This window comes from Neobacillus sp. PVCKKU3, assembly GCF_058323225.1.
In genome coordinates this window covers 1-14,464 of record NZ_JBLVQN010000039.1, presented here as the reverse complement: position 1 = coordinate 14,464, position 14,464 = coordinate 1, and the positions used below count along the sequence as shown (strand labels likewise).

The following is a 14,464-nucleotide window of genomic DNA, read 5'->3' as shown; positions in this document are numbered from 1 at the left end:
ATGTATGTCTTTACGTTATAGCATTCTTACAAGCGGCAGTACAGGCAACGCCCTATATGTAGAGGCTGAAGAGCACTCCTTTCTAGTCGATGCAGGCTTAAGCGGAAAGCAAATGGAAGCACTGTTTCAGCAAATCGACCGGGATATCAGCAAGCTTTCTGCCATTTTTGTAACCCACGAGCACAGCGACCATATCAAAGGGATTGGCGTTTTAGCGCGTAAATATAAGCTGCCAGTCTATGCAAATGAAAAAACCTGGCGGGCCATGGATGGTTTAGTAGGTGCAATCCCAACTGAGCAAAAGTTTGTGTTTGATATGGAATCGGTAAAAAGCTTTGGTTCGGTTCAAATTGAATCTTTTGGGGTCTCCCACGATGCGGCTGAGCCAATGTTTTATATTTTCCATCATTCCGGCGGCAAAAAGCTCGTGCAAATTACTGATACCGGTTATGTAAGCGATCGGATGAAGGGCATAATCAAAGATGCCGATGTATATATTTTTGAATCCAATCATGATGTGCAAATGCTGCGGATGGGCAGATATCCTTGGAACATTAAACGAAGAATCTTAAGTGATGTCGGCCATGTTTCCAATGAAGATGCAGCACTTGCGATGAGTGAGGTCGTTGGTGACCGGACTAAACGAATTTATCTTGCGCATTTAAGCCTAGATAACAATATGAAGGATTTAGCGAGAATGTCAGTGTCACAGACATTGGAAAGCCGCGGATTAATAGTCGGTGAACAATTTGACCTGTTTGACACAGATCCAAAAATACCAACTGTGTTAACTGCAGTATAGAGGGGTTGCTTTCATTTGAAGGCGCCTCTTTTTTTTATTATGAAAAAAGTATGAACAAAAGATGAAGTTTTATGAAATATTATGCAAATTTTTAGTAAATTACTTGTATTGGAGTATAATTGTTTATATAAGCCAAAATAAACGTTAGCAATGGTTCTGAAGAGAGGAATGGTGTAAATTGGGCTATTATGATGATCATTCTCCAAATCGCTATCGGGAGCAAAAAGGGAATAAAAGTGGAATTTTTATTGCCAGCCTGGTTGGAGCCGTTTTGGGAGCCATTTTGGTGATTGTCTCCATCCCTGCTCTTGCCAACCGCGGTGTACTTCCCTACAATGTAGAGCCGCAGCAGAGTACTGTGACAGAAACTGATAATACATCTAAGCAAAATGTTGTACATAAGCAAATTTCGTATGATGTTAACACCAATATTACCAATGCTATTGATAAAACAGCTGATGCTGTTGTTGGAATTAATAACATTCAGTCATCAGGATTCTGGGATAACGGAGAAAATAATACAGAGGATCCGGCAGGAACCGGATCAGGGGTGATTTATAAGGCTGCTGGCAGCAGGGCTTTTGTGGTAACAAACCACCACGTCGTTGAAGGGGCTACAAAGCTCGAGGTTAGTCTCTCGGATGGTACAAAGATACCGGCCAAGCTATTAGGAAGCGATATTTGGACAGACTTGGCCGTGCTTGAAGTGGATGCTGGAAAGATTAAAAAGGTTGCGGAATTCGGTGATTCTGACAGCTTAAAGATGGGTGAACCGGTTATTGCCATCGGCAACCCGCTTGGTCCTACCTTCTCTGGTTCAGTCACACAGGGAATTATATCTGGATTGAAGCGGACGATTCCGGTTGATATCAATCAGGACGGCATCATTGATTGGCAATCAGAAGTATTGCAAACCGATGCTGCCATCAATCCAGGAAACAGCGGCGGTGCTTTAATTAATATGGCCGGACAGGTAATCGGTATTAATTCGATGAAAATTTCCCAGGAGGCCGTTGAAGGAATCGGCTTATCGATTCCGATAAATTCAGCTAAGCCGGTTATTAACGATTTAGAACAATTCGGCAGCGTCAAGCGGCCATATATGGGTGTAGATCTAAAATCGGTTGATGAAATTCCTGCCTATTACCAGCAGGAAGCATTAAAATTACCGCGCGATGTGACGCATGGGGTAGCGATTCGCCAGGTAGTTCCAGGCTCACCAGCAGCGGTTGCAGGTCTACAGGAATTGGATGTCATAGTTGAAATGGACGGACAGAAAATTAATGATGTCATTGATCTAAGGAAGCATTTATATCAGGTAAAGAAAATCGGTGAGCAGATGATGATTAAATTCTATCGGGACGGCAAGCTCAAAGAAGTAACGATGACATTGGCTAGTGATAAAACTCAATAATGCTGTTGATTTAGGGAAGTGATAATTCACTTCTCTTTTTCTTTTTGCTATGATAAATGAGGCTTTTAGCTTGTTTTGAACACATTGGTTTGGTAAAAGCTATAGATGATTGAATATTGTTCGGGATGGTGTAATAAAATGATTTATTGTTGTGAGGAACATGTGAGTGAGGCAATGGATACAATTTTGGAGGAATATGAAACCTATCCAATTTTAAATAAATTGGGTGTGGATAATTTATCAACAACCTGTGAATATTGTCGAAAACAGGCTGTATATATTGTGGGGAACAAATGATTCCATACAAGATGTGGATAAAAAATGTGAATATGTGGATAACTTCTGTGGATAAGTTGTTTGTAAACTGTTTGTAATCAAATGTTAAAGGGTTGTGGATTGTGAATATCTCTATTATTACGGTTGGTAAACTGAAAGAAAAGTATTTGAAGCAGGGAATTGAGGAGTATTTAAAAAGATTATCGGTCTATGCGAAGGTAGAAGTCGTCGAGGTTGCCGATGAAAAGGCCCCTGAAGAATTAAGCGAGCTGGAAATGGTGCAGGTGAAACACAAAGAAGGTGAACGGATTTTGGGGAAAATCAGCCAAGATACATATGTGATTGCGTTGGCGATTCAAGGGAAAATGCAATCATCGGAAGAGCTGGCGGACACTTTGGATAAGCTTGCGACTTATGGGAAAAGTAAGATAGCTTTCGTAATTGGTGGATCATTGGGGTTAAGTGACGAGGTGGTAAAAAGGTCGAATGAGCAGCTGTCCTTTTCACGGATGACTTTCCCCCATCAGTTGATGAGGTTGATATTGGTTGAACAGATTTATCGGGCGTTTCGGATTAACCGGGGGGAACCTTATCATAAGTAAATAAGGCTTGGATTTTAGGAGATAATATAAATAACGAAAAGGCCAATGTTCACACAAACATTGGCCTTTTCGTTATGTGTTTACAATGAACCAGCCGTACTCTTATGCTGATTCCTGCTGAAAACAAGGATCATTGAAGTATACAACTTCAGAAAGAACGTTATAGCCCTTCATTTTTTTGAGAGTCTCTCTTGCTTCTTGTTCTGTTTTAAATTCAAACATAGAAATATTTGAATCTAAATAACGAGTTATAATCCACATAAAAATTCCTCTCCTTATTTTTAAGTTATTTCTGTCCTGCAGACAGAGACTTTTATAAATATGCTCCGTTAAGTTAAACCTTGCTTTCATAAGGTCTTAATCCATGGCTCAAGGAAGTAATTATCAATTGCTACAGACCAATCATAAGGCATTAATGAAAATAAATAAAATGCAAAAAATAAATAATATGTTATAAAAAACTTTTATAAGTTATATTTGGCGGTAAATAGTGGATTATCGTGATTGGGTAATACTGAGGGCTTCTTGTGGTAATATACGATTCAAAACAAGATGTACTCGGAATATTTCATAATCTCAAAAGAAAGGCTTGGTAAAAACCAAACCTTTGTCCGTCTTATAGTTTTGCCCTTTTGTTCATTATGGAGGACTCCTCTGAAACTGCTGAAAGGACACCATCCGTCATTCGGTAGACTTTGTCACAATAGCTGACAAGCCGAATATCGTGCGTCACTACGATGGTTGTCGTTTGATTCTGCTTTGTGACCTTTTTCAGTAGCTCCATGACTTCATAGGCACGATCTGAGTCAAGGGAGGCTGTCGGCTCGTCAGCTAAAATAATCGAAGGGTTGCTGTACAGAGCCTTAGCGATGGCTACACGCTGGCGTTCCCCGCCGGATAAATCGGATGGATATTTCATGAGTAAGTCACTAATTCCCAACTCCTCGTACAGTTGATTCCGCTCCATTTTTGACATATTTCCCTTTTTCACTTTGTCTAATAGTTTCAATTGATTGGCCACGGAGAGGAATGGGACTAGGTTCGACGCCTGTAACACAAATCCGATTTCCTTGAGTCGGATTTGTGAACGTGCTTTTTCATTCAACGTGGTTAGGTTTTTGCCATTGATGACTACATCCCCTGAGGTTGGGGTTAATAACCCCCCGACAATCGTAAGAAAGGTACTTTTTCCAGACCCCGACGGGCCAATAATTGCAATCAACTCGCCTCGGTTGGCAAGAAAGTCTGTTTCCTTTAAGGCTTCCACTTTCTTATGGCCGCTTCCAAAACTCTTCATTACTTGATGTAACTCCAACACTGCCATGGTTTATCCTCCTATCGCTTTCAGTGGATCAATTCGAACAATTGTTAAGACTGAGAAAACGGCACCAGCAGTGGCAACAACCATTAGAATTAAGCCATAGAAGACCATCAAGGCCAGGTCAAATGAAACAGGAACCGCTGCCGGTAAAAAGGCTCCTGAAATGAGTGTGAAGGCAAACCCTGCCGCCGTTCCAATGAATGCTAAAATAAGGGTCTGGGCTATAACAGACCAAGATAAATAGGAGCTGGAAATACCTTGAGCTTTCATGACCCCGAACATACTAATCTTCTGCACGGTCAACACATATAAGAATATGGCTACAATGACGGAAGAAATAGCAAAGAGGAAGTAAATCATGAAATTTAAGGTGAGTTTTTGTTCAGTGTAACCCGGTAAATTTTGAATGAATGTTTCAATTTCAATGGAATCCAGTTCATCATTTTGGGTGAGATTTGAAATAGAAGCATCCTGAACAACAATTCCGTTAATTTGATCTTGTTTCTGATCGGCAGCTTCACCGAACTTGACATGATGGAAGGTTGCAAGATTCGCATATAGAACAGGTGCAGCATTAAATCGGGCATGGTCTGTAAATCCAACAATTGTTAACTTTTGATCACTGGAGGACAGGGATAAAGTATTACCTAATTTGAATCCCTTGTCTTTGAGTGAATCGTCAGCAATCACTTCATTTGCTTTTCCAAAAGCCCTGCCTTCCGTCACATTTGGCATTAGAAATTCATCTTTGTTAATACCAAAGAGAGAGATATTTTGCTTGTTGTCGCCGTTGCTTGCAATTACATTTAGCTGACCGATTACGGCCGTTTTTTTTGCTTTAATGTCGTTTAGCTGATCGATTGACATGAATGATTGGTACAAGCTTTTATCTGATTCATCGGTAAGGATAATTGCTGTCGCTTTCCATTTATCAACCGCCTCCCTATTCAGACTGGCGAGACCAGTTGCAAGTCCAGAGAGAAAAAAGACAAGATAAGAGACGAGCATTAAAATCCCTGTAATCAAAGTGAACCGAAGTTTATTTTTTTTAATTTCCTGCCAGGCTAAAAACACCCCGTCACTCCCTTTCTCATTGAAAGTATTAATTTCCAATTTTACTTAATTATTAACGGAGATAACCATTTTGTCAAATGTTTGTATAATAAAATATACAAAAGATTATACAGGTGTTCCGGAATTATAATAACTGAGGGAACTTTTTATCTCCCATCTTTGTATAATGTTTATGGGGTAACGTTGTACAAAGATGGAAGATTCGTTATACTAAGTATGGCTATGGGGGACGGACCAGGTATTAAGGGGATGAAATGGATGAATCAATCCGATGAAAAAGGATTATTTGCAATTCAGCAAGTTGCAGATATGACTGGATTATCAAAACAAGTGATTAGAAAATGGGAAGAGCGTTATGGGGTTATTCAACCGAAGCGATTGGAGAATGGTTATCGAATATATAGCCAGCAGGATGTCAAAACGCTTTTAAAAATCAAACTACTTTCGGAACAAGGCCACTCGATAAAACAAGCAGCCATGCTTGCAAAAGAGATTGCTGAAGATCGAGTACCGATAGAAAAGGAGAATTCCCCCCATTATGAGCAATGGAATGAGTATGTCCTTCAGCTGCTGGAAAAAGGCAGACACTGTGATGAAATAGAATTAAATTTTATCTTAAAGCAAGCGCTTCATCATGTAGGGCTAGAGCGTTTTCTAACCACGATTGTGGTACCTTTTTTAAAAGAGGTAGGAAGAAAGTGGGAGAGTCATGAGTGGGATGAATATCAGGAATCTGTATCGAGTCTGGCAGTACGAGATTTTTTGGTGCAAATTCGACGAAACTATCAATATCGGGAAAATGCTCCATTCGTCCTCGGCGCATGTCTGCCATCTGAACAACATGAAGTACCACTGCATCTGATCCTATTGCGTTTCATGATGAAGGGATGGAAAACTCAGTTAATCGGGGCTTCTCCTGCACCAGGTGCGATTGAATCATTGGTTTGCAAGTTAAAGCCAGATGTCGTTCTGTTGTCCGCTACAACCGCGATACCATTTGAAACAGATCCTCAACTTTTGCAGAGATTGGATCTATTTGCTGAAAAGCAAACCGACATTGCCTTTTACCTCGGCGGTCAAGGGGCAGTTACTTATCTCTCAGATTATAAACCACAGGCGATTCATGTGACAAATTCCATTGATGACATATTAAAATAAAACACTTTTTATTAGTTATAAATATTGACTATTTTAAACATACCTACGGGGATATTAACGGGGATGAATGCCTAGCAAAAAACAACTCCATCAATTCAGGAGTTGTTTTTGATTTGAAACGTTTTTTCTTTTCGCATATTGGGATGGAGTCAGCGACGTGTACTTTTTGAATACTTTACTAAAATAATTTAAGTCATTAAATCCGACCATAAAGGCAATATCGGTGATGGAACTATTGCCTCGTTGTAAATATAATTTTGCTTCATCCACCCGTTTGCGATTAATAAATTCAGTAATGTTCATTCCGGTCTCGCTTTTAAATTTCCGTGATAGGTGAGAAGGATTGACATGAAGTTGGTCCGCGATATGCTGAAGGGTCAATGGACTGCCTAAATTCAGCAAAATATAATCCACTGTGTTTTTCACCATTGGGCTGTAATGGCCGGTGGCAAAAGCAGCGACAAGATCGCAATATTCATTCACCATGACCACAAATAACTTTGTCAAATGGGAAAGCGTCGTCGTCCTTTCAATCAAAATTGCAAATCGTTCTGAAATGTTATCCAGATACACGGGATGGACGCCACTTCTTTCAGCAGCCACTCTACACATAGTATTGAAAACAAATCCGATATTCTTGGAGGACCGAATGGGACTTCCAGGTACTCTATCAGAAAACGCCACTAGGTCTGTCATCGGATTGATTAAGTGGGTAACTTCAGCCTTATTTCCTTTCGTAATAGCATCCATCAGTTTATTCTGCTGTTGGTATCTTTGTTCGATTATTTCCCTGCTCTCCTCGATATTTGTTTTTTGAATATCTGGTTTCAGGGCAGGTATAAGTGTATCTGAGGGAATCTGCTGCGAATGGGTAAAGTCTTGAACACCAAGATGAACCAAAAGTTCCCCGACATCTTTATATTCTGTATCATTTAAAATCGGCAAAGATTGATAAAATTGTTCCAATTGCCTTCGTTCACCAATAGGGAGATTGTTTTTTGAAATAATATCTTTGATCCGATCGATAACCGTAATACTCGAAATCAACGGACCGATTAAAATGCTTCCATAAAAAGATTGGCATCTCCAAATACCGGCAGCAATATACTCAAGACCAAACGGGCTAATATAGTGATAGTATCGATTGGATTCATTGCTATGCAGGATATCATGGATATGAGTAATCTCATTGTCAGGATGAACCAAAACAGATGGAATAGTATGGTTGATTAGTTGGAAAATCGACTTTCCATCTTGGTCATATAAACGGATATCTATTTTGGTAATCGAATGAAGTACGTAGCTAATTTTTATGAAATTTTGATAGTTCATAGTTCCCACAAAAAATCACCTTCCAAATTTAATGTACATTGAAATATAAGAAATAGCAAAATAATTACTAATATAGTAAAAATATTACGATTATCAATTGAAATGATTTATTATAATCAATTTAAAGCCCTTTCATAATTGGGGTTATCTAAAATGAATTTTAATTGTCTATTAGTAAATAATTTGGTATGAGGGAAATTTTCCTGTATATGAATGGAGGAGAAGGAACATGTTATATCCAATTTCTACGGATAGCCGCGTGGTCATGGATCTAAGCGGTATTTGGAAATTTATGATTGATGATGAAGTAAAAGAAGTAGATGTAAACCAACCGCTCCCAACAGGTGAGTCCATGGCAGTTCCGGCTTCTTTTAATGATCAAGCGGTATCACCAGAAATTCGCCAGCATAGTGGGTATGTATGGTATGAAAGAGAATTTACCGTTGCCAAAGCCTTGCGTGATGAACGATTAGTATTGCGATTTGGCTCTGCTACCCATGAAGCTTGGGTGTATGTGAATGGCAAACTCGCTGCCCAACATAAAGGCGGTTTTACTCCATTTGAAGCTGAGATTAATGAATTCTTAGTTCCAGGGGCGAACCGTTTAACTGTTCGTGTAAGCAATTTGTTGGATTATACCGCATTGCCAGTAGGAAATTATAGTGAAAAGACAGATGAAAATGGAAAGATCATCCGTAAAGTCGATGAAAACTTTGACTTCTTTAACTACGCAGGGCTGCATCGTCCTGTCAAAATTTATTCAACCCCAGTGAATTATATTGACGATATTGTGATTGTACCGAATGTGGATTTAGCTGCTAAGAAAGCAGATATACAAATTTCAATTAAAACTGGCGGAAATTTCGATGAAGTGCGGGTTACCATTCTTGATGAACAAGGCATTACTGTCGCCCAAGCTTCCGGAACCGATGTAAATGCGGTAATCGAGAACGTTCATTTATGGCAGCCGCTCAATGCTTATCTCTATAGAGCTAAAGTCGAGGGGCTTAACAATGGCGAAGTGGAAGATGTCTATGAAGAACAGTTTGGTGTCCGTAAGATAGATGTAAAAAGCGGCAAATTCTTAATCAATGGCGAACCATTCTATTTCAAAGGCTTTGGAAAGCATGAAGATACACATGTCCGCGGCCGTGGCCTTGACGAAGTCTATAATGTGCACGATATTAATTTGATGAAAGCCATGGGCGCCAACTCATTCCGGACATCACATTATCCATATTCCGAAGAAATGATGCGCCTTTGCGACCGTGAAGGAATTGTCGTGATTGACGAAACACCGGCAGTTGGATTAATGTTATCCTTCACTTTTGATGTATCGATTTTAGAAAAAGGCGAGTTTGAAGACGATACTTGGGAAAAGTTGAGGACTGCTGAGGCTCATCAACAGGTCATTCGCGAGCTGATCGACCGCGATAAAAATCATGCTTGTGTCGTCATGTGGTCTATTGCCAACGAGGCAGCCACTTATTCAAAAGGTTCTTACGAGTATTTTGAACCGTTATTTAATCTGGCTCGCGAATTAGACCCACAAAAGCGTCCGTGTACGTATGTTGGCATCATGATGGCAACGCCAAAGGCTGACAAATGTACAGAATTGGTTGATGTAATTGCCTTAAACCGCTACTATGGCTGGTATGTACAACATGGCGACTTGAAGACGGCTGAAGAAAAGACTCGCGAAGAGCTGCTAGAATGGCAAGAAAAATACCCAGATAAACCAATTATGTACACCGAATATGGTGCGGATACGGTAGCCGGGTTCCATAGTGCACTTGGCGAGCCATTCAGCGAGGAATACCAAGAAGATTATTACCGCATGAACAGCAAGGTATTTGATGAAATTCCTAACTTTGTCGGTGAACAATTATGGAACTTCGCCGATTTCCAAACAAAATTTGGCATTATGCGTGTCCAAGGTAACAAAAAAGGTATCTTTACCCGTGCCAGAGAACCAAAAATGGTGGTGCGCTATTTAAGTCAGCGCTGGAATGCGATTCCAAATTTAGGATACAAAAAGTAAGAGCGTTCGCCTTCATTTTTAGAGTAAAATCAAAGGCCCTATCCAAATTAAAACTGGATAGGGCCTTTGATTTAGTGGATTAATGTTTGGTCAAAAACCGCTGCTTGCTTATCGCATCTGAAGCAGTCGTTCAAGTTCCTCTTTCTCGCCAACCGACAGTATATTCTCTGCCAATGGAAACAGCATTTTTTCTTCTTTAGCAAAGTGTTGTGTTAAGATAGCAAGCGCTTGGACAGCATAAACTGTAATCGATTGCGCATCGTCTTCATTAATATCCAAGCCAGTCAGGGCGGCTTCAGTTAGAAAATCCTTTAGATGCTGCTCTGCCTTATCATGTTCATATTCCATCGTTTCGATTGTTCTGTCATTCTCCCCGAGGCGGCGGGTCATCATAGGGAACAATCCTTCCTCTTCACGTTTGGAATGTTCCATCAGATTATCATGGAAAGACAAAACCCGCCCGTACAATTTCGCAAATAGATGTACCACAGCAGAACCTGAATTGAATTCTATCTCTTCAGAAATCTCAGAGATAAGGTCCATATCTGCCCGAAGCGATACATGCTCGTCCTTTAATTGTTGCAGCGGGGCACTTAATACAACTTTCGAAGCCTCCATCGTCAAACCCCTCCTCATTCTTCCTTCACCATGCATCTGAGAATCTTATAAATCCATGATGGCTTCAAGTCACATCTCATTATCACTTCTTAAAGCATACGCTAAAAGTGCTGATAATCTTGTGATATTTATCATAAAAAACATAGGGGGAATTCGGTCTGAAGGAGTCTTTTGCCGAACAAATTTACTTATTATTTAATCAACTATTTTCGTTCTTTAGGCTATAGTGCTGCGTGCTTCTTTTATTGCCTTGTTGCATTTCAGCTTCCTTTTTTAGGCCTGTCAGCAAGGAGTAGCACATGGCGAGCATGATTATGGCAAATGGAAGTGCGGCTGCAATGGAAGCAGTTTGTAAAACCTCCAAACCGCCCGCGAGCAGCAGAACAGCAGCTAAAGCAGATTGGATGACACCCCATGTCATTTTTATTTTGTTAGAAGGATTAAACGTTCCACCTTCACTAAGCATCCCCAATACAAAGGTCGCGGTATCGGCAACAGTTATATAATAAATAGCTACTACCGCGAAACCTAAAATGCTTAACAAGGAACTTAATGGTAGGTGGTCGAAGAAAATAAATATGGACAAGGACACATTTTCGGCGATATGTTTTGCCAAATCATGGTTTCCAGAATGTTGAACAAGCTCAAGTGCTGAACCGCCAAAAACGGACATCCAGAGACAGGTTCCAAGTGTCGGAACAATTAAAACGCCAATAACAAATTCCCTTATCGTCCTCCCTCTGGACACCCGGGCGATAAACATGCCGACAAATGGCGCCCAGGCTATCCACCAAGCCCAGTAAAACAAGGTCCACGAAGCAATCCATTTCTCACCTTTTCCAAAAGGACTTAACCGTAAACTCATATGTATAAAGTCACTTAAATACAGGCCTGTTGTATTAAAAAAGACTTTAATAACGGTTAGGGCTGGACCGACAAACATAATCAGCACAAGGATTGCCACTGAAAAGATGATGGCTGCATTGGATAAGTATTTAATTCCTCTTTCCAGGCCTGTATTAATGGAAATAATAAAAAGGACTGTTGCGACCACAATGACAATCAACTGGATAAATAATGTATTAGGAATGCCAAATATGTCATGCATACCTGCAGTAACCTGCATCGCCCCAAGCCCCAAGGAGGTTGCAATCCCAAAGACTGTTGCAAAGATGGACAGGATATCAATCGTTTTGCCAATCGGGCCGTAAATCCTGTCGCCCAAAATTGGATGGAACGCTGAACTGATCGCTGCAGGGAGCCTTTTATTATATTGAAAAAAAGCAAGGGCTAACCCAATAACAGTGTAGATGGCCCATGGGTGCAGGCCCCAATGGAAAAATGTATATTTCATTGCGGTGTTGGCTGCGTCAATCGTATAACCTTTCCCGTACGGAGGAGCTGTGTAATGGGTTACTGGTTCAGCGACGCTCCAGTATACAATTCCGACCCCCATACCAGCACCGAACAGCATTGCCAGCCAAGAAGCGGTAGAGAAATCAGGCTTATCAGTTCTCCTTCCCAGCCGGATATTCCCATACTTTGAAAACAACAAGTAGATAGAAAAAAAGACAAAGAATAGAGTGGCACCAAGATAAACCCAACCCAGATAATCAATGGAGCCATTATAAACGGCGTTGGTAACTTTGGTAAGATTATCTGTAAAAAAAACTCCCCAGATAATAAAAATGAGGGTCAGCAATAAAGAGATAATAAATACACTATTTTCTTTAAACTTTTCCATGGAAACCTCCTGCAATTGATGAATACTTATTTAAATAGATTTAGCTCGGTCAGTTATTAAAAGGGTTGTATTGAAATTCCCACTTATCTGTATTCATCAACTCTTCATGCGGCACCTCTAACCCGCCGCCAAGATAAATGGTTTGTCCTTTAATCGCAATCACCATAGCCTCTATTAATACATCATTATCCTTCTTTTTATAAATGTCTCCCAACTGTGCTGATAGCTCCCCATATGGATGAACAATTTGCGGGATAGCGTCATCAAAGTCTTCATCAAGATTTGCAATGTCTTTATAATCGATAGGATGACTGTCGGGAGCACGGCCAGGTACCATCAATAAATATTCGTTATGTTTGATACCATCCAAATCGTTTGTAATGACCCCTTTGTTATCAACAGTTTCAACCACTTCAATTTCATTTAAAGAATAATGATCCAGGGTATCGGGGTCGGGATTATTAATTAAAATATAGTCTCCAGCCTGAGGTCTTTGATTGTTCCGGAGTGTGTATACTTTATGATCAAAAATAAAACTGTCATTTTCCTTCGGTATATATCTCTCCACACTCGCTGCATTGGTTATATGCTGTGTTAAATCTCTTAGCTTTATAAGATGAACGGAGAATTTATACATTGGTTTTACACCATATACCTTGTGTAGCTCGTTGTTATAGTACACAAATTGCCCTTTTCTTACTTGATACAGTTTCACAGCTAAATCTCCCTTCAATTATAGGTAGTATAGGGTTCAAAAACATTGGAATTCGGAAGCAGCGTTTTCTTCTTTAGGATGGCTTTTTTAGAAAAAACTATTATCTATGTAAAATAGAAAAGGCTGAAATATACAGATATAAACTGTATATTTCAGCCTTAAATCGAATGTTTCTTTAATATGTTTGATTGGAAGTAAGCGTCGTGCTCAACCGCCATATCTGTTCAACATTTTGAGGATCTATTGCGTACCTGGGATAAGTGCTTAAGCCGAATATGTTTTTCAATTGAGTAAAGCCCTTTTCGCTTATTGCTGGTTTAACAATTTCTCTCTTATGGTTGATAAGCTGCCCGGTCACATCCTTAAATTCATCTGATGTGCAAATGTGAAAATAGGTATCGGCCATGCCTGATGGTAGGGGATTCGTAAGATTTTGTACCCTTGCAAATACTTTCCAAACAGAATTCATTTTTTCAATCGTCTCTTTTGAAAGTTTTACACGATTAATTTGCAGGGCGTTAACTTTAATCCCTCTGTTTTTCAATTCTTCTGCCATTTTGAAGGTCAGCATTAATAGTGCCATTTTTGAATCACCATACATCTTATAAGTGCTATAAGGCCGGGTGTCCTTCAGTTCTCCACGCAAATTGTTAAACTCAATCTTCCTTTTCGGGTCGAAGAAATTTTTGATGTTTGTCGTACAAGCATGGAGGATTCTCGGGTCTGGTGATTTTTCAAGATGATCGGCCAATAAATGAGTCATTAAAAAGGGACCAAATGTATTCGTAGCGAAAGATAATTCGATATTGTCGGTACTAAGTTTATATTCTTTTACACCGTGATTTAAGTAGGCGGCGTTGTGGATGAGGATGTCCAACCGCGGGTATTTGGATTTAAAAACTGTGCAAAATGCGCGAATAGAATCAAAGGAAGAAACATCAAGCTCCATCAGATCGACATCGGTATTTTTGGTGGCTTCAATTATGTCTCTTTGTACGGCGGTACTAATCTTCATATTGCGGCAAGCCATAATTACATGATAGCCTTCTGATGCAAATTTATAGGCAGCCGCTTTTCCAATCCCGGAATTTGCACCTGTAATAATCACAATTTTGTCTTTCATAACGGGCCTCCTTCTTTTCACTCAAATTTAGTCCATCCATGTTCTAGATTCACAAAAAAAGAGCTTATATAAGTAATAATCAATATGAAAATATTACCATATGGTAATAGTAAAAGGTGTCGAATCCTAGATTGAAAGCAATTGTTTATTCTGTGAGAAAAAGTATTTTATTTTAAATGGTTAATAATGGGGAGTATAAAGGCATTGGTGCCGGCTAGAAAAATAAAAAAAGAGGTTGAAACGT

14 protein-coding genes are annotated in these 14,464 nt (G+C 39.8%); 6 read left to right on the top strand and 8 right to left on the bottom strand.

The window, feature by feature from the left end:
- Window positions 1-4: 4 nt before the first annotated feature.
- From ACNQGS_RS22190 to rlmH, 4 genes are all read left to right on the top strand, one after another.
- Complete coding sequence (locus ACNQGS_RS22190) at window positions 5-802, top strand: MBL fold metallo-hydrolase (RefSeq protein ID WP_464492181.1); 798 nt, start codon at window positions 5-7, stop codon at window positions 800-802.
- Window positions 803-980: 178 nt separating this feature from the next.
- Complete coding sequence (locus tag ACNQGS_RS22185; protein ID WP_491489242.1) at window positions 981-2,216, top strand: S1C family serine protease; 1,236 nt, start codon at window positions 981-983, stop codon at window positions 2,214-2,216.
- A gap of 105 nt (window positions 2,217-2,321) precedes the next feature.
- Window positions 2,322-2,513 carry a CxxH/CxxC protein gene (locus ACNQGS_RS22180; RefSeq protein ID WP_464492179.1) on the top strand — a complete coding sequence of 64 codons (192 nt, stop codon included), beginning with the start codon at window positions 2,322-2,324 and terminating at the stop codon, window positions 2,511-2,513.
- Window positions 2,514-2,614: 101 nt separating this feature from the next.
- On the top strand, window positions 2,615-3,094 hold the full coding sequence (gene rlmH / locus ACNQGS_RS22175) for a 23S rRNA (pseudouridine(1915)-N(3))-methyltransferase RlmH (RefSeq protein ID WP_491489241.1): 480 nt from the start codon (window positions 2,615-2,617) through the stop codon (window positions 3,092-3,094).
- A 102-nt stretch (window positions 3,095-3,196) separates the two neighbouring features.
- Here rlmH and ACNQGS_RS22170 read toward each other — a convergent pair whose 3' ends face one another.
- The 3 genes from ACNQGS_RS22170 to ACNQGS_RS22160 all read right to left on the bottom strand — a co-directional run bounded on the left by ACNQGS_RS22170 (window position 3,197) and on the right by ACNQGS_RS22160 (window position 5,489).
- On the bottom strand, window positions 3,197-3,355 hold the full coding sequence (locus ACNQGS_RS22170) for a hypothetical protein (RefSeq protein ID WP_213147859.1): 159 nt from the start codon (window positions 3,353-3,355) through the stop codon (window positions 3,197-3,199).
- 355 nt (window positions 3,356-3,710) lie between these two features.
- The gene (locus ACNQGS_RS22165) at window positions 3,711-4,418 is read right to left on the bottom strand and encodes an ABC transporter ATP-binding protein (protein WP_491489240.1); all 708 of its coding nucleotides are present in this window, start codon (window positions 4,416-4,418) and stop codon (window positions 3,711-3,713) included.
- Between the two features lie 3 nt (window positions 4,419-4,421).
- Window positions 4,422-5,489 (bottom strand): ABC transporter permease, encoded by a 1,068-nt coding sequence (locus ACNQGS_RS22160; RefSeq protein WP_491489239.1) that lies wholly within the window; start codon window positions 5,487-5,489, stop codon window positions 4,422-4,424.
- A 159-nt stretch (window positions 5,490-5,648) separates the two neighbouring features.
- Between ACNQGS_RS22160 and ACNQGS_RS22155 the strand changes: the two genes are divergently transcribed.
- Entirely contained in the window at window positions 5,649-6,647 is a 999-nt protein-coding gene (locus ACNQGS_RS22155; protein WP_491489238.1) for a MerR family transcriptional regulator, read from the top strand.
- 90 nt (window positions 6,648-6,737) lie between these two features.
- Here ACNQGS_RS22155 and ACNQGS_RS22150 read toward each other — a convergent pair whose 3' ends face one another.
- Window positions 6,738-7,979 carry a helix-turn-helix transcriptional regulator gene (locus tag ACNQGS_RS22150; RefSeq protein WP_491489237.1) on the bottom strand — a complete coding sequence of 414 codons (1,242 nt, stop codon included), beginning with the start codon at window positions 7,977-7,979 and terminating at the stop codon, window positions 6,738-6,740.
- A gap of 229 nt (window positions 7,980-8,208) precedes the next feature.
- Here ACNQGS_RS22150 and uidA point away from each other — a divergent pair, with 229 nt between their 5' ends.
- Window positions 8,209-10,020, top strand: coding sequence for a beta-glucuronidase (gene uidA / locus ACNQGS_RS22145; RefSeq protein ID WP_491489236.1), 1,812 nt, complete (start codon window positions 8,209-8,211; stop codon window positions 10,018-10,020).
- A 108-nt stretch (window positions 10,021-10,128) separates the two neighbouring features.
- Here the strand turns inward: uidA and ACNQGS_RS22140 are convergent, their stop codons facing one another.
- From ACNQGS_RS22140 to ACNQGS_RS22125, 4 genes are all read right to left on the bottom strand, one after another.
- Window positions 10,129-10,638 (bottom strand): hemerythrin domain-containing protein, encoded by a 510-nt coding sequence (locus ACNQGS_RS22140; protein ID WP_491489235.1) that lies wholly within the window; start codon window positions 10,636-10,638, stop codon window positions 10,129-10,131.
- Window positions 10,639-10,837: 199 nt separating this feature from the next.
- Complete coding sequence (locus tag ACNQGS_RS22135; protein ID WP_491489234.1) at window positions 10,838-12,382, bottom strand: glycine betaine uptake BCCT transporter; 1,545 nt, start codon at window positions 12,380-12,382, stop codon at window positions 10,838-10,840.
- A gap of 49 nt (window positions 12,383-12,431) precedes the next feature.
- Window positions 12,432-13,097, bottom strand: coding sequence for a hypothetical protein (locus ACNQGS_RS22130; RefSeq protein ID WP_491489233.1), 666 nt, complete (start codon window positions 13,095-13,097; stop codon window positions 12,432-12,434).
- 175 nt (window positions 13,098-13,272) lie between these two features.
- Entirely contained in the window at window positions 13,273-14,220 is a 948-nt protein-coding gene (locus tag ACNQGS_RS22125; RefSeq protein ID WP_491489232.1) for an SDR family NAD(P)-dependent oxidoreductase, read from the bottom strand.
- Window positions 14,221-14,464 lie beyond the last annotated feature (244 nt).